Origin of the sequence: Lysobacter capsici (genome assembly GCF_018732085.1) — a bacterium.
Taxonomy (GTDB): Bacteria; Pseudomonadota; Gammaproteobacteria; order Xanthomonadales; family Xanthomonadaceae; genus Lysobacter; species Lysobacter capsici_A.
On the sequence record NZ_CP076103.1, the window covers coordinates 6,115,025 to 6,134,773 of the forward strand.

Annotated in this window: 20 protein-coding genes; 8 read left to right on the forward strand and 12 right to left on the reverse strand. The window is 66.1% G+C overall.

The features are described 5' to 3' along the window. Window positions 1–47 precede the first annotated feature (47 nt). Complete coding sequence (locus tag KME82_RS25530; protein WP_215496532.1) at window positions 48–1,103, reverse strand: alpha/beta hydrolase; 1,056 nt, start codon at window positions 1,101–1,103, stop codon at window positions 48–50. 13 nt (window positions 1,104–1,116) lie between these two features. Continuing rightward, a complete protein-coding gene (locus KME82_RS25535; RefSeq protein WP_215496533.1) occupies window positions 1,117–2,202 on the reverse strand; it encodes an alpha/beta hydrolase in 1,086 nt (361 codons plus the stop codon). 387 nt (window positions 2,203–2,589) lie between these two features. Here KME82_RS25535 and KME82_RS25540 point away from each other — a divergent pair, with 387 nt between their 5' ends. Next, window positions 2,590–3,261: a glutathione S-transferase family protein gene (locus KME82_RS25540; RefSeq protein ID WP_215496534.1), complete on the forward strand. Its 672-nt coding sequence runs from the start codon at window positions 2,590–2,592 to the stop codon at window positions 3,259–3,261. A 208-nt stretch (window positions 3,262–3,469) separates the two neighbouring features. Here KME82_RS25540 and KME82_RS25545 read toward each other — a convergent pair whose 3' ends face one another. The 3 genes from KME82_RS25545 to KME82_RS25555 form a co-directional block, all read right to left on the reverse strand. Next, window positions 3,470–4,018: an AAA family ATPase gene (locus KME82_RS25545; protein WP_215496535.1), complete on the reverse strand. Its 549-nt coding sequence runs from the start codon at window positions 4,016–4,018 to the stop codon at window positions 3,470–3,472. A 198-nt stretch (window positions 4,019–4,216) separates the two neighbouring features. Next, the gene (locus KME82_RS25550; RefSeq protein WP_215496536.1) at window positions 4,217–4,858 is read right to left on the reverse strand and encodes a hypothetical protein; all 642 of its coding nucleotides are present in this window, start codon (window positions 4,856–4,858) and stop codon (window positions 4,217–4,219) included. A gap of 225 nt (window positions 4,859–5,083) precedes the next feature. Further along, window positions 5,084–6,262, reverse strand: a complete 1,179-nt coding sequence (locus KME82_RS25555) for a serine hydrolase domain-containing protein (protein ID WP_215496537.1) — start codon at window positions 6,260–6,262, stop codon at window positions 5,084–5,086. Window positions 6,263–6,589: 327 nt separating this feature from the next. Here KME82_RS25555 and KME82_RS25560 point away from each other — a divergent pair, with 327 nt between their 5' ends. Together KME82_RS25560 and KME82_RS25565 are read left to right on the forward strand one after the other, a co-directional pair. Further along, on the forward strand, window positions 6,590–6,817 hold the full coding sequence (locus KME82_RS25560) for a hypothetical protein (protein ID WP_215496538.1): 228 nt from the start codon (window positions 6,590–6,592) through the stop codon (window positions 6,815–6,817). 239 nt (window positions 6,818–7,056) lie between these two features. Continuing rightward, complete coding sequence (locus KME82_RS25565; RefSeq protein WP_215496539.1) at window positions 7,057–7,497, forward strand: hypothetical protein; 441 nt, start codon at window positions 7,057–7,059, stop codon at window positions 7,495–7,497. Here the strand turns inward: KME82_RS25565 and KME82_RS25570 are convergent. Beyond that, window positions 7,491–8,534, reverse strand: coding sequence for an alpha/beta fold hydrolase (locus KME82_RS25570; protein WP_215496540.1), 1,044 nt, complete (start codon window positions 8,532–8,534; stop codon window positions 7,491–7,493). The genes KME82_RS25565 and KME82_RS25570 overlap by 7 nt on opposite strands. A gap of 113 nt (window positions 8,535–8,647) precedes the next feature. Between KME82_RS25570 and KME82_RS25575 the strand changes: the two genes are divergently transcribed. From KME82_RS25575 to KME82_RS25585, 3 genes are all read left to right on the forward strand, one after another. Further along, window positions 8,648–9,583 (forward strand): LysR family transcriptional regulator, encoded by a 936-nt coding sequence (locus tag KME82_RS25575; protein ID WP_215496541.1) that lies wholly within the window; start codon window positions 8,648–8,650, stop codon window positions 9,581–9,583. Between the two features lie 213 nt (window positions 9,584–9,796). Beyond that, on the forward strand, window positions 9,797–12,055 hold the full coding sequence (locus KME82_RS25580) for a TonB-dependent siderophore receptor (protein ID WP_215496542.1): 2,259 nt from the start codon (window positions 9,797–9,799) through the stop codon (window positions 12,053–12,055). Window positions 12,056–12,193: 138 nt separating this feature from the next. Next, window positions 12,194–12,427, forward strand: coding sequence for a hypothetical protein (locus KME82_RS25585; RefSeq protein ID WP_215496543.1), 234 nt, complete (start codon window positions 12,194–12,196; stop codon window positions 12,425–12,427). A gap of 140 nt (window positions 12,428–12,567) precedes the next feature. Here KME82_RS25585 and KME82_RS25590 read toward each other — a convergent pair whose 3' ends face one another. The 6 genes from KME82_RS25590 to KME82_RS25615 form a co-directional block, all read right to left on the reverse strand. Next, the gene (locus KME82_RS25590; RefSeq protein ID WP_215496544.1) at window positions 12,568–12,780 is read right to left on the reverse strand and encodes a hypothetical protein; all 213 of its coding nucleotides are present in this window, start codon (window positions 12,778–12,780) and stop codon (window positions 12,568–12,570) included. Window positions 12,781–13,037: 257 nt separating this feature from the next. After that, on the reverse strand, window positions 13,038–13,667 hold the full coding sequence (locus KME82_RS25595) for a hypothetical protein (RefSeq protein ID WP_215496545.1): 630 nt from the start codon (window positions 13,665–13,667) through the stop codon (window positions 13,038–13,040). Window positions 13,668–14,177: 510 nt separating this feature from the next. Beyond that, on the reverse strand, window positions 14,178–15,128 hold the full coding sequence (locus tag KME82_RS25600) for a DUF2268 domain-containing putative Zn-dependent protease (protein WP_430538765.1): 951 nt from the start codon (window positions 15,126–15,128) through the stop codon (window positions 14,178–14,180). Window positions 15,129–15,255: 127 nt separating this feature from the next. Next, window positions 15,256–16,062, reverse strand: a complete 807-nt coding sequence (locus KME82_RS25605) for a thioesterase family protein (protein ID WP_215496546.1) — start codon at window positions 16,060–16,062, stop codon at window positions 15,256–15,258. A 277-nt stretch (window positions 16,063–16,339) separates the two neighbouring features. Beyond that, window positions 16,340–17,986 carry a phosphoglucomutase (alpha-D-glucose-1,6-bisphosphate-dependent) gene (gene pgm / locus KME82_RS25610; protein WP_215496547.1) on the reverse strand — a complete coding sequence of 549 codons (1,647 nt, stop codon included), beginning with the start codon at window positions 17,984–17,986 and terminating at the stop codon, window positions 16,340–16,342. Between the two features lie 106 nt (window positions 17,987–18,092). Continuing rightward, window positions 18,093–18,446: an ArsR/SmtB family transcription factor gene (locus tag KME82_RS25615; RefSeq protein ID WP_215496548.1), complete on the reverse strand. Its 354-nt coding sequence runs from the start codon at window positions 18,444–18,446 to the stop codon at window positions 18,093–18,095. A gap of 41 nt (window positions 18,447–18,487) precedes the next feature. On the opposite strand from KME82_RS25615, the gene arsH reads away from it, so the two are divergent. Both arsH and arsC read left to right on the forward strand, forming a co-directional pair. After that, entirely contained in the window at window positions 18,488–19,285 is a 798-nt protein-coding gene (arsH, locus tag KME82_RS25620) for an arsenical resistance protein ArsH (RefSeq protein WP_215496549.1), read from the forward strand. Between the two features lie 23 nt (window positions 19,286–19,308). Next, the gene (gene arsC / locus KME82_RS25625) at window positions 19,309–19,728 is read left to right on the forward strand and encodes an arsenate reductase (glutaredoxin) (RefSeq protein WP_215496550.1); all 420 of its coding nucleotides are present in this window, start codon (window positions 19,309–19,311) and stop codon (window positions 19,726–19,728) included. Window positions 19,729–19,749 lie beyond the last annotated feature (21 nt).

Genomic DNA, 19,749 nt, shown 5'->3' on the forward strand with positions numbered 1-19,749 from the left:
GATGGATGCTCCTGTGCTCATCGTGATCAGCGCCTCTGTCGTTCGCGTTACAGGGTTCTGCCGAAAAACTGCGTCAACTTTTCGACGGCGGCGTCCACGTACCTGGGCACCCAGTAAGTTTCGATGTGGGTGGCGCCGTCGAGCTTGAACAGTTCCTTGTCCTTCGTGCCGGTGGCCTTGGCGAAGGCGTCTTCGCTCATGTAGAGGCTGTCGGCCTTGCTGCCGGCGATCATCAACAGCGGCTTGTCGATCAGCGCGATCTGGTCGGTGGCATCCCAACGCATGAGGTCCAGCAAGCTGCTCGTGGTGTACTTGAACGTCGAGCCCGGATGCGCGTGGGTCTTCCAGTAATACTCATATCCTTGCCGATACAGATCGAACCCAAGCTTGGCGATCTGCTCGTCGGTCAGGTTCGCGTCTGCCGAATACTGCACTTCGCCGCCGGCCGCTTCCTGTGCCCGCGCGGCGGACGCTTGCTGAAGGCGCTGCGCGATCGTGTCCAGTTGCGAATCGACGTAGCCGTTGCGGCGGACGCGACCGGAGTTGAACATGCTGATGGTCGCGATCGCGTTGAAGCGCTTGTCGGTCTGCGCCGCGGCCAAGGCGTACCCGCCGCCGCCGCAGATGCCCAGCAGGCCCAACCGCCTGGTATCCACGCCGGGATAGCGGGCGATGTAGTCGGCCATGCCGTGGATGTCCTCGATGCGGAAAGCGGGCTTGTCGACGTTGCGCGGCTGACCGCCGCTGGCGCCCTGATAGGCCGCATCGGCGGTGATCGTGATGTAGCCACGCTCGGCCAGGCGTTGCGCATACAGGCCCGCGACCTGTTCCTTGACGCCGCCATTGGGGTGCGCCACGACGATCGCCGGATAGCTCTTGGTGCGGTCGTAATCGGCGGGCGTGTAGACATTGGCCGCGATCTCCACACCGTTGAGCCGGTAGGACACCGGGTGGATGTTGACCTCGCCCGCTTCGTTCGCGGTGATCGCGCCTTCATAGGCCAGCGTGAACGGGTTGAGCTTGTAGTCCGCGGCCGCGGCGTTGCCGATGGACAGACCGATCATCGCCGCCAGGACCGTGGCTTGGATGGTTGTACGCTTCATGTGGAGGCTCCGGTCAATCCAGGTTGTTGTCGGCGAGGAACTTCGACACCAAGTCCGCGATCTGGAGATTGTTGAGGTCGGAAAAAGGAAAGTGGGTGTTGCCCTTGATGCCGATGTCGGGCAGATGAACGAGTTGCACGTCGCCGCCGTGCCGGTTGACCGTGTCGCGCCATTGACGCGCCATTTCCAGACGCGCGCGCCAGCTGTCCTGCGCGGGCAGACGAACCGGCTGCGCGGGAATGTTGTCGCCGTAGTAGATGACGATGGGGATGCGGGTCAGCGATTCGAATTGCGCCTTCGGTACGACCCGCGGCTTGAGGGTGTCGAAGGCGCTGGCGATCGGCTCGGGCGCCTCGCCGTCGGGAAATACGAAATCGCTGCCGGGTTCGAACGCGACGATGGCTTTCACGTTGCGGTTCTTGGTGGCGGTCAGCCAGCCCGGACCGCCGCCCTGCGAATGCGTGAACAAGATGGCCGGACCGATCTTGTCCAGCAGGGCCGATACCCCGTTGGACGCGACCTCGATGTCGTAAGGCCCGGTGTTGGGCGTCATCGCGCGGAAGAACTGCTCCAGCGCCGCTGGCCCGCGCGGGAACTGGCTGCCCTCGAAGGCCTTGGGCCACAGGCCGATCCGGAACTGGTTGAACCAAAGCTGCTCGTCGGGCACCGGCTTGATGGTCGACTCGACCGTGCTTCGTCCGGCGTCGCCGCGGCGTGGCTGGTCGATGAGGTACGTGGAGAAGCGGCGACGCAGGAAAATGTTCTGGAAGCCCTCTCGCCCGTCGGCCGTGGTTTCCCAGGTCTTCGCCGACTGGCCCGCGCCGTGCCACATGACGATGGGAAGCGCGCGCGCGTTCACCGGGACCTGATAGAACGCGTACACATGGTCGCCGTGGTAGGTCTGACCATCGGGCTTGGTGGGTTGGTACGGATCGAAGGTCCCTGGCTGAGCGAGGACGGTGCCACCGGCGACCAGACTGCCTTGCGCCTTGATCGTCAGCGGGCCGCGATCGGCCGCGCTGGCATAGGCGCACAGGGCCAGATAAAGAACGCCCGCCTTGAACGCGGGCCTGCTGCTAGCGATGAGGTGCCAGTTCATGGACGGCTCTCGGTCGGGAATCACCGAGAGCAACCTACGCCTCAACTATTGATAGATATAGATCAATAGTTGGATAGAAATAATGCCTATTTGGTATAAATCGCCACTCGCGGAATCCTGCGCAACGTGATGATCGTCCTGCTCCGGAAGCGGACAGGACGCTGCTCGAACCAGTCCGCACCAACGATATCCGCCATCGGCCGAAAGCCGCCCGCATCCGCTCAACGGATAAGTCGCGTCGCTCGTCGATTTCGCAATCGGCCACTCGTCGCTACAGGAAAGGCAGACCACGGGGCTTATGAACTACTCACGAGCGCATGCCGGGGACACCTTCAACCCTCGACCCATAGCGCGCAGCCACGACCTTGAACCCACCGGAGCAAACCGATGAACCCGACCATCACCGCATTCGAATCCTCGCCCGATCGCGGCAAGGGACTGGCCCGCGACATGCGCGTCCGCTGGACGCTCGAGGAAGTCGGACAGCCTTACCAGGTGCGCACGCTTTCCTTCAGCGACATGAAGCAGCCCGCGCATCTGGCGCTGCATCCGTTCGGGCAGATTCCGACCTATGAGGACGGCGACCTGGCGCTGTTCGAATCCGGCGCGATCGTGCTCCATCTCGCCGAGCGCCACCCGGGCCTGCTGCCGACCGAAGCGAACGCGCGCATGCGCGCGATCGCCTGGATGTTCGCCGCGCTCAACACCGTGGAACCGCCGATCGTCGAACGGTCCATGGCCTGGGTTTTCGAACGCGAGCAACCCTGGTACGCGCAGCGCCAGACGATGCTGGACGAGCGCGTGCGCCGGCGGCTCGGCGAACTTTCGCGCCGCCTCGGCGAGGCCGACTGGCTCGACGGCGCGTTCAGCGCGGGCGACGTGTTGATGGTGTCGGTGCTGTTGCGGCTGCAAAGTTCGGGCATCGTGGACGAGTATCCCAACCTCGCCGCGTACATCGCCCGCGCCACCGCGCGGCCGGCCTATCAGCGCGCGTTCGAGGCGCAGTGGGCGGTATTTCTCCAGGCTCAGTCGGCCGAGGGATCGTCGCCGGCGCGTTAGTTCTTCCGACGACATCCGGGGCCATCGCGGCAGTTCGGGCCCTGTATTGGAAGCGCTCAACGTCGTTCGAGACTGGAAACGACATGGAGCCGCGCGCACTGATCGAGAAACATCGGATCGTCCAGCCACGTCCGCTCTCCACCATGAGCGGACACCCGCACCTGCGCCACGCATCATGGCCGCGGCCGACATCGGCATAAGCCCGACCTCAACCATCGGCCCGGGCCGTTTGCAGGACAAATTCCAGTCGCTCCTCCACCGACAGCTTGGGGAGGGTGCGCAGGCTGTACCCGTTCTCGACATACGCCGCCACCGTAGGCTCAAACGACCGGGCCGCGCGTTCAAACGATGCGCGGCGCCAGCGATCGCGGACGTAGATTTCCGGCCACGGCTCGGCGACAAACACGGTGCTGGCGTAACGGCGCCGCGCCGCTTGAGCTGCGAGACCGGCCTGGACCTCCAAGCCGAGCAGTCGCATGTGGGCGATGCATTCGGGCAGGCCCCGGTCGAAGAACACGGGTGCCCGCATCGCGCGGGCCGAATCGTAGGCCTGGAGATTTCGCGCGAGCACTTCCTGCATGAACGCCTGCAGATCGGTCCACGGATACAGATGTCCGCCTCGCCGCTCTTGTTCCTGCACGACGGCCAGGGCCATTTCGGGGACGACGCAGTAGCCGCGATCGCCGAGCGCTTTCACCAGCGTCGATTTGCCGGCGCCGGACGCACCGGTGATTACGTGGAAGCGTTTATCGTCCAAGGCGCGGTCTTTTTCTTCTTGGCCGGGGGCCGACGTTGATTGCGCGTTGCTTGCGTGGCGGGTTCGAGTAGATACGGCGTTGAACCGTGCGATCAACGGCGCACGTCCCGTTACTTCAGCGCCAGTCGGCTTCGAACCGCCGGCGCGGCGATCCTACAGTACCGGCATCTCTTTCGATCCAAAGCGAACGCTTCGAACTCAAGGCTCCGCAATGGTCGCGGCAGCCAAAGGTGCCAGCACTGTCCAACCCAGGTTCGCATAGAGGTTGCGGCCGTCTTCGGTCGCGACCAGAAGCTGCGGGCTTGCGAGAGATTTCCTCGCGGCTGCAAGCGCGATCATCACCGCGATACCCAATCCCTTGCGCCGGTGATGCTGCGCCGTTTCGATCCGATCGTAAATGAAGACATCGGCCGTCTCCGCCGCGCATCCGCTCGCGGCCAACTCGCCATCGGGCGCGATGACGCAGGCTCGGGTCACGGACCCGGTTCGATGAACCTGCATCGCGTATCCCTCCGGCAACGGCTTCGCATCGTGAGCTGCCGACGCCGCGATCATGAAGTGGTTGGCAGGCTGGATTTCCCAACGATCCGGCAACGCGCTCCGCAGTTCCTCGTCGCCGCCGCACAGCTTCAGGTAATGCCGTGGCGCGGTGACGGCGTGCGCGATCGCGCGCAAGCCATCGCATGGCCGAGGAAACACCCAGCGTTTGACTTCCTTTTCCGAGTGGGTGTCCACCCGGAAGCCGCCCTGATCGTGCACCGGCGGCGGGGCGCCTCGGGCGATGGAGTGCGCCGTTTGCCAGGCGAGAACGAGTTGTGGATCGATGCGGGATATGGTCATGGCGGACGGATGCTCGGACGGGACGCATTCTCCCGCGACGGCATGTGCGGCGCCATGCCGACTCTCAGCCGCGCTATCTGCGCCGGATTCGACTGAAACATTGCGCCGTCTCAACCGCTAAGACAGCCATCGCGAGGCAGACGAAGAAAGTGTACGCAAGCCGCGCAAAGACGGGCGTTGCGTATTCCTGCTTCAGTTCATCGCGGCCTCTCAACGGGTCGGCCGCTACGGCTTGCAGTCCGCGCCCGGATCGACCTTGGCCGCGTCGTAACCCCAAAGGCAAACGATGCGATCGAGCGCCAGCCCGGTGCGCGAGTTGCTGAAGAACACGATCCCGTCCCTCGCCTTCGGCCGCATCAGGAACTTGGCGCGGAACCCGGCTTGATTGCGCCCGTCGTGGCCGACCGCGGTGCTGCCGTCCTTGAGGCGTTCGATGAAGTGGCCCAGGCCGTATACCGCTTCGTCGGGCGCGCGCGGCGTGCTCAGCGCCGCGGGTTCGTACATCCGCTGCAGTTCCGCTTGCGACAGCGGGCCGGCGGTGTCGCCGTCTTCGTCGATCATGCCGGCGCTCATCCACTTGGCGAAATCGTTGACGGTGGTGGTCAGGGTCGAAGGCGCTTGCTCGACGTAGTAGCGCGCAGGCACCGGCGCTCCGTCGTCGCCGTGGCCTTGCGCGGCATCGGCCAGTATCTGCGGCGTCATCGCGACGCTGGAATCGCCCATGCCCAATGGCTGGAACACCAGCTCGCGCGCGAGATCGGAGTACCTGCGGCCGGTGGTGCGTTCGATCGCCAGTTGCATCAAGGTGTAGCCGCCGCCGGAGTATTGGAACTTCGTGCCGGGCGCGGCGAACAGTTCCACCGCGCCGCGTCCGTTGGTCTTGCCGGCCAGCGATTGCTCCAGGGTCGGCAGCTCATTGAAGTCGAGCCAGCCCTGATAGCCGCCCAGCGTGGTGCCGGCGGTGTGCGAGAGCAGATGCCGCACGGTGATCGCGCGACGGTCGAACTTGCCCGCCGCCAGCGGCCATGGCGACAGCATGTCGGCGACCGGCCGGTCCAGCGCGATGTCGCCTCGTTCGGCCAGCCGCGTGACCGTCCACGCGGCGATCGGCTTGGACAGCGATGCCGCGACGAACACGGTGTCGGGCGTGACCGGCACCGTGCCGGCGTGGTCGGCGAAGCCGAAGCCCTTCGCGTAGACCAGTTCGCCGTCGACGATAAGCCCCACCGCCGCGCCCTTGATCTTGGCGGCCTTCATGATCGCCGGCACTTCGCGTTCGATCACCGCTGCGAACGCCGGTTCCGTCGTATCCGCTGGCGTCGCCGCGGCCTGCGGACTCACCGCGATCCAGCTGCCCATCAGCAACGATGCGGCAAACCATTTCGTATGGGCGGCGGCGTTCATGCCGCGACCTGGATTGATACGCGCTGCGTTGAGCATGACTTGCTGATCCCCTGGGCTCGCGCGAAGTACGCGAGGTGCCAGCTGGGATGCAGGACAATGCCGATTGGTTTAGGCGACGAACGGCGCGGCGGTTTGCGTCGCAACGACATGGGGCGTCGAGTCGCGTTTCGCACCGGCAAGCTACAAAGCGTTCGAAGCGCGATCGGCTTTCGTGAAGCCGGTCGCCTTTCGCATGGCCGGCATTGTGCGCCGCGTAATGCAAATGCCGAGGGGAAGCATCACCCTCGCGTGGTCGGCGATGGGTCGACGACATCGAAGGATCTGTAGATGAACAGCAAGAAGCTGTGTCTGGCGATGGCGCTCATGCTCGTCGCCGTTGCGAGCGCTCCGATCTCCGCGAAAGGCGGCTACCTTCCGGCGCCTGGCGAAGTGCGCACCTATTACCAGAACGGGGTCGAGGTCGGCCGGGCCGTCCACAACCAGTGCACGGGGCAGATCAGCATCCAGGGCATCGTGACGCCCGACTACATCGGTTCGTTCACCGTCAGCTGCTGAGGCCGAAACCGCGTGCGTGAAGCGATGCCGCGCAAGCGGCGATCGCCGTCGCCAGCGAGGCCTGTTCGTTCCGCTCATTGCGCCGCTGCACGCCGACGGGGATGCAACGGCGCAACGTGCTTGTAAGTGGGCCGAATGCAGACAGCACGGGAGGACAACGTGTCCTCGCTGGACTCGATTGGACGACCGACCCACCCAGGCATCAACCTCAAGCACGACCGCGCAACGAATCACGTCCGTTGCTGCAAGGCTACCGCCGTGGAGTCTGGACGCCGGCGATCACGACACCGCATCGACGCCCGGAGCTATCGACTCGATTTCTCCGTCGCCGCAGCGGCATCGAGCGTGTAGTCGACTTGTTACAAGCCCATTTCGACCGCACCCTCACGCCGCGTGGAAACGGCAAAACGTCCGCGATGCGACCCGTCCAGCATCGGGCCATGGGTATCGTGTTCGCGATTGTTCACCGTGTCGGGCAGGCGCCCGCCGGCATCGTAACCGCCATTGCGCGCGCGGCTGACGAACAGGTCCGCGCGATCCTTGCTGAAACCCTTGGCGCGGCCGAACAACACCGTGATGCCGTCGGCGAGAAAGGCATCCGCGGCGCGACACGCGGCGCGGCAGTTTCTCGCCAGGCCGCATCGATGAGACGCAGCTGCGTCGACGAATCCGCTCAGTAACCCTGCCTGCGCAGGAAGTCGCGCATCAGCCGGGCGATCTCGACGTAATGCGTTTCGGCGGCGAAGTGGCCGGCGTCGAGAAAATTGATCTCGGCATCGGGCAGGTCGCGTTTGAAGGCTTCCGCGCCGGGCGGAATGAAGAACACATCGTGCTTGCCCCATACCGCCAGCAACGGCGGGCGATGCTCGCGGAAGTAGTTCTGGAACGCGGGATACAAGGCGACGTTGGTGCGATAACTGAGGATCAGGTCGAGCTGGATCTCCTGGGCCTCAGGACGGCGCATGTGGAAGCTGTCGAGCTGATGGCCATCCGGCGAGAGCCGGTGCTCCGGCGCGCCGTGCTGATGCTGGAATCGGATCGCCTCGTCGCTCAATGCGGCCCGGCAGGTTTCGCGATTCTGCGCGCTGGGATCGCGCCAGTAGGCCTGCCACGGCGCCCATTCCTTGCTCAGCCCTTCGAGGTAGGCGTTGCCGTTCTGGCTGACGATGGCGGCGATGCGCTCGGGGTGTTTCATCGCCAGTCGAAAACCGGTCGGCGCGCCGTAGTCGAAGACGTACAGCGCATAGCGGCTGAGCTTCAAGGCATCGACGAACCCCGCCATGACGTCCGCCAGGCGATCGAAGCTGTACTCGAACGATCCGCGCGGCGGCGCCAGCGTGTTGCCGAAACCCGGCAGGTCCGGCGCGATCACCCGGTAGCGCTGCGCGAGCAGGGGGGTCAGGTCGCGGAACATGTGGCTGGCGCTCGGAAACCCGTGCAGCAACAACAGCACCGGCGCGTCGGACGGCCCCGACTCGCGGTAGAAAACCTTCACCTCGCCGACTTGCTGCGCGGCATAACGAACCGATGCGGTCGCCGCGCTGGCGTCCAATGCCGAAGGATGGTGCGTCGCCGGCTTGCGCTCGCCGCCGTTCGCCCAGGCCGCGCTGCTGATCGCGCCCAGGCCGATCGCGGTGACGAGGCTGCGCCGGCTTTGATCCAACGCGCGCTTGTCCAGCGCGCTCTTGTCCGGCTTGTCCTGATCGAACTCGTTCATCGCCTTTCTCCAACGCCATTGCGTCCATCGACGCGTCGCAGCGGAGTCTAGACAGTTTCAATAACGGTAATAAGCCGGTACCTTGGAAATCCAATATTTCAGATCATGAAATCATGGACCGACTCGAAGCGATGGTGATTTTCCTGTCCGTGGTCGACAAGGGCTCGCTGGTCGCGGCCTCGCGCGCGCTGGGGCGATCGCCCGCCACGGTGACCCGCGCGGTGACGCTGCTCGAACAGCGCTCGGGCGAGCGCCTGTTGCATCGCAGTGCGCGCCGCGTGCGGCTCACCGACAGCGGCGAACGCCATGTCGCCGTGTACCGGTCGGTGCTGGCCGAACTGGCGGAGATCGAGGACGCCGACAAGCGCGGGATCAAGAGCGACAGCGCGCTGAGCGGAAGCTTCGGCATCACCGCGCCGGACCTGTTCGGCCGACTCAAGCTGCTGCCGGTGGTCGAGGACTTCCTCGCCGAGCATCCACAGGTGCGCGCGCGTGTGCTGCTGTTGAATCGGATCGTGAACCTGGTCGACGAAGGCGTCGACATGGCCGTGCGCATCGCGCCGCTGCCCGACTCGGGCATTGTCGCGGTCCGGCTCGGCGATGTCAGGCGCCTGGTGTGCGCGTCGCCCGCGTACATCGCGGGTCGCGGCGCGCCGCAGACGCCGGCGGACCTTCGCGCGCACGCCTGCCTCGGCGAGGACGAGGCGAAGGAGCGCGAGCTGTGGCAGTTCGTCGATCGCGGCTCATCACGTCCGCGCGCGCTGTCGGTGGCGGTGCAGCCGCGCATCGCGCTCAACGGCGCCGTGGCGGCGATCGACGCGGCGATCCGCGGTCACGGCATCTGCCGGGCGCGCTGCTATCAGGTCATCGAACACCTCGCCGCCGGCCGGCTGGTGCGGGTGCTGTCCGCGTTCGAACCCGAGCCGGTGCCGGTGAACCTCATGTTCCATCGCGTGCCGCGGCGCAATCGGGTGCTGCGCGCCTTCATCGATTACGCAACCCCGCGCCTGCGCGCGGAACTGACGGCGATCGCGGCGGCGATGGTGTAGGCGGCGCGCCTATGTCGACGAAGACGTAAAACGTAAGACGATCGTGGACGGCTGCGCTCGCCGAGCCCCCACGCGCCGCCCGGGCACGCCCGGCGAATACTAAAATCGTGAGGGCGGTCCTATAATCGCCTCTCGCCGCGGGCGGTACGCCGCGCGACCACCGCACCTCAAGCCGACGCCAGAGGAATTCATCCCTTTCTGGAAGCGCTTGTCATGCCGGTTTCTACTCGCCCGTGGTTTTCCCGTCGCCTGCCTGCGTCCCGGTTGCACGGCCAGGGCTCGCCTGCACGGACCTCGCTCCCACCCGGCGCGCTCGCACTGAGCCTGCGCCGCGCCCTCGCGGCCGGCCTGCTCGCAGTGGGCGCCCTCGGCAAGGCCGCCGCGCAGACACCGCCGGATCGCGAAGCCGCGCCGCCGCCGGCGCGCGATCCGCAGACCCTGGAAACCGTGGAGGTCACCGCCAACCAGCTCGGCACTGTCACCGAAGGCAGCCGTTCCTACACCCCCGGCACGATCGCCACCGCCACGCGCCTGGTGCTGACGCCGCGGCAGACCCCGCAGTCGATCAGCGTGATCACCCGCCAGCAGATGGACGACTTCGGCCTGACCGGGATCGACGATGTCATGCGCGTCACCCCGGGCCTGAGCATCGTCACCTACGACAGCGAGCGCACCGAGTATTACGCGCGCGGCTTCGCGGTGCAGAACTTCCAGTACGACGGCATCCCGATGCAGCGCGACTCGGCCTATTCGGCCGGCAACACGCTCAGCGACATGGCGATCTACGACCGCGTCGAAGTGCTCAAGGGCGCGACCGGCCTGCTGACCGGCATGGGCGATCCCGGCGCGACCATCAACCTGATCCGCAAGAAGCCTGCGCGCGACCGCGTGCGCGGCAGCGCCACGCTCGGCGCCGGTTCCTGGGACGACTACCGCGCCGAGGTCGACGTCGGCGGCCCGCTGACGCACGACGGACGCGTGCGCGGCCGCGCGGTCGCCGCGTTCCAGGACGGGCACGCGCATACCGATCACTACCAGCGCAGCACCCAGGTGCTGTACGGCATCGTCGAAGCCGACCTGGGCGAATCGACCTTGCTGACCGTCGGCGCCGACGCGCAGGACAGCGATCCCAAGGGTTCGAGCTGGGGCGGCATCCCGTTGCTCGACAGCAACGGCGACTTCAACGACAAGCCGCGCTCGTTCAACAACGGCGCGCGCTGGAGCCATTGGCGCCAGTACACGCGCACCGGTTTCGCGACCTTGGAGCACCGGTTCGACAACGGCTGGCTCGCCAAGCTGCAACTCAACCATCAGGTCAACGGCTACGACGCCGCGCTCGGCGCCGCCGCGGCCGGCAATCCCGATCCGACCACCGGCGCGGGCGTCGGCCTGTGGCTGGGCCAGTACATCGGCAAGACCGTCAGCAACGCCGCCGACGTGTACGTCAGCGGCCGCTTCGGCTGGTTCGGCCGCGAGCACGAACTGGTGGTCGGCGGCGGCGTGTCGCGCAAACACTGGACCAACACCGGTTACTTCGCGCCGGCCGACTATCCGATCGACGTGCCCGATTACCGCAACTGGAACGGCGACATCCCCGAGCCGGCCTGGCAGCGCGGTTTCGGCGACAACGTCGTGACCCGCGAGAACGGCGCCTACATCGTCGGCCGCTTCGACCTGGCCGACCCGCTCAAGCTGATCGTCGGCAGCCGCATCGCCAGCTACAAGTCGGTCGACATCGACAAGAGCGGCGTGGTGGTTCCGTACGCCGGCGTGGTCTACGACCTCAACCGCAACTTCTCCGCGTTCGCCAGCTACAGCACCATCTTCAAGCCGCAGGACTATCAGGACGAACGCGGCCGCGCGCTGGACCCGCTGGAAGGACGCAACTACGAAGTCGGCCTCAAGGGCGAGTTCTACGACGGCCGCCTCAACGCCAGCGCCGCGGTGTTCCAGCTCGATCAGGACAACTACCCCGACCCCACCGGCGGGCGCACGCCGTCGGGCGGCATCGCCTACCGCGCCCTGCCCGGCGTACGCACCAAGGGCTACGAGTTCGAGATCTCGGGTCAGTTGCTGCCGGGTTGGCAGATCCAGGCCGGTTACGCGCACAAACTCGCGCGCCAGGCCGGCGCCAAGATCTCGACCCTGGAACCGGAAGATCAATTCAGCCTCCACACCAGTTACCGCCTGCGCGGCGGCCTGGAGGGCTGGACCGTCGGCGGCGGCGCGCGCTGGCAGAACGACACCTTCGGCCCGATCCCGCATCCGCTGCTCGGCACGGTCGAACACCGCACGCAACCGTACTGGCTGCTCGACCTGATGACCCGCTACGAGATCAACGACCAGCTGTCGGCGACGCTCAACGTCAGCAACCTGCTCGACAAGCGCTACTACACGATCTTCAGCTACTACAGCACCTACACCTGGGGGGAACCGCGCAATGTGCGCGTGGCGTTGACCTATCGATTCTGACGAAGTCCGCGACGAAAGCTATCGCAGCTCATCGCGAAACGGCCCGGAACTTTCCCGCAGCCCCGTCACTCCGACTTGTACCAGGCCGCTGCCGCCGCAACCGCGGCAGGTCGGCCGAATACAGCAGGAGCCAAGGATGTGAGCGAACGAACGACCACGAAGCGAATCTGGTTCACGGCATCGGGCATCAGCCGCGACGGTTCGGTGAAACATTTTGCGGTATCGCGCAAAGCCGGCGCGATCTACATCCGCGACTTCAGCGGCAAGGAGCATCGCTGCAACCTGCCCACGCCGAGCATCGCCGCGGTGCGGCGCCTGATCGCCTCATTGTTCAACGTAAGCATCAGCGGCGTGGTGATGCAGCCGGCGTAGGCATTCGGCCCGGACAACCCACGCAAGGATGCGCGGCCGCCACGCCATTGCGCCGCGCATCGATCCCGAACGCCAGAACCAAAGCGCCCCATCCAGGCGGATGAGGCGCGTGCATCAACTGCCGCGGTGGCGATCCACGATCAGGGAATGATGCAACCGCAATTGCGATAGCAGTGGTAGTAGGTGACATCGTCGTAGCATTCGTCGCCGCCGCCGTTGGCGAGGCACTGATTGATCGCGGCGGTCTGGCAGCGCGAGAAACAGCTCGAATTGCAGGCCGCGAACGCGGTGGTGGCGAAGCTCAGGCCGAACACGAAAGCACACAGCGTCATCAGCTTGGTAGTGCGGATCATGCCTCTGTCTCCTTGAGGCCCAGGATCGGGCGCAGGCAGCCTAGCACTCGTGCTGCGTCGCAGAAGAAAATAACTTCTGCGTCGCAAAATCATCTTCAGCACGCAGATATTCGCTTGCGTCGGTGCGGCACTGCATCGTCCTGCAGTCCGCACCGGATGCATCCGCGCGTCAAGCACCCGACGCGGCGTGAAGCCGCGGCAGGCGCCCGAGCGCATTGCGAACCGTATGAACCCGAGCGTCGTAGAACGACGCGCGGTTACGGATCGGTTTCCATCAGCGCGATCGCCGCCCACCCGGCGAGTGCGCCGCCGATCGGGCCGGCGATGGCGAAGCCCACGGCAACCGCGGCGACCAGTTCGCCGACCCGGCGCAGATCCCGCCAGAAGCCTTTCGCCACCACGCCCGTGCCTTGATAGGTGCGAATGAACTCGAAGGTGTAACGCGCGGCGCTGATCGACCCGAGCACGTTGAGATCGCGGTCGGACCGGCCCAGTTCCGTCAGCGCCTGCTGTTCGAGGCCGGCGAGCCGGTTCGACATCTCGTCGAACGAGGCCGAGCCCGCAAGAATCTCGTCGAGTTGTTCGAAGTAGGCGTATTGCTCGTCGCTGTAGAGATCGCGAAGCGGCGCCAGTTGCTGCGTGATCGGCGCCAGCGGGTCCTTCGGAATCTGCGCGACCGCCTGATCGACGAATTCGTCGACGGGCTGATCGGGCTTGTAGCCGCACTGTTCCACCAGCGCCCTGGCGGCGGCGCGAGGCGTGGTCGCCTTGTGATCCAGCAGGCAGCTCAGATACGTCGCGGTCGCCAAACCCGACGCGTCCGCCGGGTTCTGCGCATACGCCTGCGAACCCATTATCGAGGCCAGCATCAAGGCCGTGGACGCCATGATTCTTGCAGCCATTTCCCTGAACTTGATCCTTGTCGTGTCGCGCATGTCCGTCCGCCTCCATCGAGTCTGCGCCATGCAGGAAGTGCCTGGCGACCGGAGGTTCCCACTGTCGGAAATGTTGTTCCGAGAGCGAAGTCACAGCGATCGCAACTCAGGCAGACGCCACGCAAAGGGGGTGGAGTGGACGCGTGCGGGTCGATCGCCCGCGCGTTCGATCCTATTTCCGACCCGCAAGTTCGACGGCGCATCTCGATCGCCACGCCTGGTCATTGCATCGTTGCGCTGGCGCGCTGCGATATCCAAGCGATGCCGCGCGGTGATGCAGCGCGCCGCCGACGGAGCGGCGGAAGCGCTGAGTTGACTTACTGCGACGCGCGACCGAATGCGCGTTGCAAGGCTAAGCGATGATTGGGCGTCCGCCCGCGATCTCTCACGCTCAGGCGCGGGCGTGCGCATGCACAACTATCGAAGCCACCCACCGCATCCGATAGGCGATCGGGTCGCAACTCATTCCACCCGATCGTCGGACGCCGGCAACTTCATGCCGGGCGTCCAACCGCTTTTCGCCAGGAACGCCTTCGGGTCGTCGAGTTCGATGATGTCCTTCAGCGCGGCTTTGCGATCCTTGGCCTGCAGGTAATACGCCTTGACGATCCGATAGCCGACCCAGTAACCCAGATCGTAGGGCTCGTCCGAACCCTTGCGATAGTTGTAGAACCACGCCGACAGGTCGATGCCGTCCATGTCGCGCACGAACGCGGACTCGATCTCGAGCTCCTTGCCGCGCGTCCACGCCGCATGCCGCGCATTGCCGACATTGCCGGAGATCAGTTCGCCGATGAATTCGGCGGCGCCTTCGGCCAGCGCGAACCGCAGCACGGTGGCGTTCGGATCGCCTTTCTCGAAATCGGTGTTTATCGTCTGCTGGATGTGGGCGTATTCGTGGGCGATGACATGGACGAAGCGGTCTTCCACGTCCGGGTTCATGAAGTCCGCGGCGCACAGCGCTTCCAGGCCGATGGTGACGCCGGCCGGATTGGTGATGCCTACCGGTCGCCCGCGGCCGACCACGATCGCGACCGGCGGGAATCGCGCCTGCGGGTACAAGCTCGCCAGGCGATCGAACGATACGACGAGCCGTTTTTTCACCGCCGGAAGCGTCGCCAGGCAGTCCTTGGCGTTCGCATACATGGCCGGATCGCTGTTCAGGCGATCGGCGATGCTCTGCGCGGTGACGCGTCGCAGCTTGGCGAATTCGCGCAGGCTCTGGGTGGCGTCGGCGAGGTAGTCGCGTTCAATCTGCGCCACGCTCGGCTTGCCGCCGGTGGCGTCGTAGAGCGCATAGAAACGGGTGACGTCGTCGATGCGGATGTCCGGCCCTTGCACCGTGCCCGCGTGGGCGACGGCGCAGGCCGCCAGTGCGGCGAGAAACATGGTCAGGCGTGGCAGTGTCGGCATGGGGTCGAACCTGGAATGGACGTGCGCGGCATCGGCCGCGGCCATCGCGGAATATAGCGATCCGGCGGCGTCATGCAACGCCGATACCGACGATACCGTTCGGCCTTGCGTTCGCCGCGAGAGTTGCCTACCGACTGCGGGGCCGGACGGTGAGGCATTGCGACACCGCGCCGATCGGGCCGTGCGCATCGTGGAGAATGCTGTGGGTCAGGCCGATGCCGCTGGCGCCGAAACTCACGCAGGTGTCGAGCCCCAGCCACTCGCCGCGCGGCGAGGCGAACAGATGCGCGGTGAGATCGAGGTTCGGAAAGGCGACGTCCTCGGCCGCCGCGCGCGGGGTGATGCCGTTGGCGATGTCGAGCATGCCCAGGACGCGCGCGGTGGCGCTGACCTGCTCGCCCGCGATCAGCGAACACGCGGTGCGCAACCAATAGGCCGCGCGTCCGGGTTCGACTTGGGCGCGTCGCACCTCGACGCTGCGGACGAAACCGCCCGGCCACAGGCTGCCCGGTTCCCACGCCGGCATGGTGTCGACCGGTGCGATCCGCGGCAGCGTGCTGCCGGCCCAGGCCGCGGTGTCGTAGTCCTGCATCAGCCAGGCCCGCAGGATCACCGCGACCCGGCCAGCGTGGCTCAGGCGCGCCTCGACCAGTTCGATCGTGCGCCCGGGCCGGAGCACGGCGACCTCGATGTCGACGACGTCGATCGGCAGCACCCCGAGGATGTCGTAGGACAGGCGCGCGAGCCGCAGCCCGTCGTCGCGGCGCGCATCGCGGTCGGCCTCGGCCGCGTGGGCGAGCAGGCCGAACGCGGGCGCGATGTGTTGCTCGGCGGGATTCCAGCCACCGCCGACCTGCTCGGTCGCGCGGAAACGGTTGCGGTCGACTCGTTCGAAATACGCCGCCGGTGACGGCTGGCCTTGCGGATGCGGCATCTGCGGTTCTCTGCTGCGGACGGGTCGGCGTTGCGTGCGCTCATCGCGATGGTACCGATTCGGACGCGGAATTTTGCTTTTTCGTCACCGCCTCATTGCCATCGGGCGCGGCGCTCGCGGCCGTGGCCACGGCAGCTTTGCAGGGACAGCGAACCTGGCCGGGCGCTCCATCGTTCTTGTCTCAGCATGCTTCAGCATGGGGCGCCGTGGCGCTCGGGCTGCAGGCGCATTGGTCGTATTGCGCATCGATCGGTCCGGTGCGCACGTACCCGCCGTGTTACTTCAACGCCGCGTCGACGATCTGCTGCGCCTCGCGCAACAGCAGTTGCAAATGCTCGTCGCTCTTGAAGCTTTCGGCGTAGATCTTGTAGATCGCCTCGGTGCCCGACGGCCGCGCGGCGAACCAACCGTCGGCGGCCACGACCTTGATGCCGCCGATCGCCTCGCCGTTGCCGGGCGCCGCGCTGAGCACTTGTTCGATCGTCTCGCCGGCCAGGCGGTCGGTGCGCAATTGCCCCGGCGACAACTTCGACAGCTTGGCTTTCTGCGCCGGCGTGGCGGCCGCATCGACGCGGCTCGCGAAGGGCTTGCCGAGTTCGTCGGTCAACCGCGCATAAGCCTCGCCCGGGTCCCGGCCGCGACGCGCGGTGATCTCGGCCGACAGCAGCGCCGGCACCAGGCCGTCCTTGTCGGTCGACCACGCCGTGCCGTCGCGCCGCAGCAGCGATGCGCCGGCGCTCTCTTCGCAACCGAAGCCGAGCGAGCCGTCGAGCAGACCGTCGGAAAACCATTTGAACCCCACCGGCACTTCGAACAGCCGGCGGCCCAGGCGCTCGACCACGCGATCGATCAGCGCGGTGCTCACCACGGTCTTGCCGACCGCGGCCTGCTCGCCCCACAGCAGCCGATGCTGGAACAAATAATCGATCAGCACCGACAGATAGTGATTCGGCTCCATCAAGCCGCCGCTGCGGGTGACCACGCCGTGGCGGTCGTGATCGGGATCGCAGGCGAAGGCGACGTCGTACTGGTTCTTCAACCCGATCAGCCGCTGCATCGCATAGTTCGACGACGGGTCCATGCGGATCTTGCCGTCCCAGTCCGCGGTCATGAACGCGAACTGCGGATCGACCACGTCGCTGACGACGGTGAGGTCGAGCCGGTAGCGCTGCGCGATCGCGGACCAATAGCGCACACCCGCCCCGCCCAGCGGATCGACGCCCATGTGGACAGCGGCGCTGCGGATGAGGTCGAAGTCGACGATGTTCGCAAGATCGGCGACGTAGGTGTTGAGGTAATCGTGCTCGCGGATACACGAGGCCGCGCGCGCCTGCGCGTACGGCATGCGCTCGACGCCCTTGAGGCCGGCCTCGATCAATTCGTTCGCGCGATTCTGCACCCACGCGGTGATGTCGGTGCCGGCCGGGCCGCCGTTGATCGCGTTGTACTTGAAGCCGCCGTTGTCGGGCGGATTGTGCGACGGCGTGATCACGATGCCATCGGCGAATCCGCGGGTGCGGCCGCGGTTATGGGCCACGATCGCATGCGAGATCGCCGGCGTCGGGGTGAACTCGCCGCCGCTGGCGATCATCGTGTCCACGCCGTTGGCGGCCAGCACCTCCAGCGCATTTTCGAACGCCGGCTGCGACAGCGCATGCGTGTCCACGCCGATGAACAACGGCCCGTCGATGCCTTGTCCCTTGCGGTAATCGCAGATCGCCTGGCTGATCGCGAGGATGTGCCAGGCGTTGAAACTGCGATCGAGCGAGGTGCCGCGATGGCCCGAGGTGCCGAACGCGACACGCTGCGCCGCGACCGACGCATCGGGTTGCAGGTCGGCGTAGGCGGACAGCAATGTCTGGATATCGACCAGCGCCGATGCGGGCACGGGTTTTCCGGCCAAGGGACTGATGATCTGGCTCATGGGTGCGATCGCATGATTCGAATGTCCTGTCGGCGTAGGCCGTGGGTCACTCTACAAAGCCAGGGGTGAGCGCGACGGTAAACGCGCACATCGACACGGCGACCGCTCAGCGGCGGCCGCTCTTGCGCTCGCCTGCGGGCGGGCAATTGTTCGCGTCCGCGACGCAGGCCGCGGCATCGCCGGCGCAGCAGTTGTGGGTCAGGAAGGCGATCAGACCGTTCATCGCATCGAAGTCCGCGCGGTAGTTGACGTAACGCCCGCGCGCTTCGCCGTGGATCAGGCCGGCGGCCATCAACTCCTTCAAGTGGAAGGACAAGGTCGCGCCCGGCAGCGACAGCGCCTGCGCCAGTTCACCGGCCATGCGGCCGCCATGCCCGGCCTCCACCAGCTGGCGGAAGATCGCCAGCCGCGAGGCGTGGCCCAGCGCGGCCAGGGATTGGGTTGCTTCTGTCATTTCCATTAATCTAGAATAATGGAACAGACAGCCGCGAGCAACCTGTTATGCCCTCTTCGCCCCCGCCTCTTGCCGATCTGCCGCATATCGACGCGGCGGCGCTGCCCACGCCCGATCCGGCGCGGCTCGGCGCCGCCGATCATCGGCCGCGCATCCTGATCCTGTACGGCTCGCTGCGCCCTCAATCCTTCAGCCGCAAGCTGGCGCTGGAGGCCGAACGTCTGCTGCGGCACTTCGGCGCCGACACCCGCGTGTTCGATCCGCACGACTTGCCGATGCTCGACAGCGTCGCCGCCACCCATCCCAAGGTGCAGGAATTGCGCGCGCTGTCGCTGTGGTCGGAAGGTCAGGTGTGGGTCAGTCCGGAGCGGCACGGCGGGGTGACCGCGGTGTTCAAGAACCAGATCGACTGGCTGCCGCTGGAAGAAGGCAGCGTGCGCCCGACCCAAGGCCGCACCCTCGCGGTGATGCAGGTCTGCGGCGGCTCGCAGTCGTTCAACGTGGTCAACGCCTTGCGCCTGCTGGGCCGCTGGATGCGCATGATCACGATCCCGAATCAGTCGTCGGTGGCCAAGGCCTGGCAGGAGTTTGACGAGCACGGCCGGATGAAACCGTCCGCGTACTACGACCGCGTGGTCGACGTGATGGAAGAACTGGTCAAGTTCACCCTGCTGACCCGCGCGCACAGCGACTACCTCACTGATCGCTACAGCGAACGCAAGGGCGACCTGGCGTCGCAGCGGCTCGCGCTCGCATCCGCGGCCATCGAAACTGCCGCGCAGACCGCCGCCGCGCCGATCGCCGCCTCGACGCCCGCGCCGTGCTGCGCGAGCGCCTGCACTTGAGACCCCGCGCTCCCGAGACCGCCATGCACGCCGTCATCTATCACAACCCGCAATGCGCGACCTCGCGCAACACACTGGCGCTGATCCGTCATGCCGGCGTCGAACCCGAGGTGATCGAGTACCTGCAGCATCCTCCCAACCGCGAGCGCCTGATCGAACTGATCGCCGCCGCCGGCTTGAGCGTTCGCGATGCGATCCGGCAGACCGGAACGCCGTATCTGCCACTCGGTCTGGACGATCCGCAACTGAGCGATGCGGACCTGCTTGAGGCGATGCTGCGCACGCCGGTGCTGATCAATCGCCCGTTCGTGCAGACGGCCCTGGGCGTGCGCCTGTGCCGGCCGTCGGAGCGAGTGCTGGATATCCTGCCGCCGGTAAGCGCACCGTTCGCGAAGGAAGACGGCGAGGCGGTGATCGACGAGAACGGACGACGCATTCGCTAGGGACGGCTTTGTCGGTATACG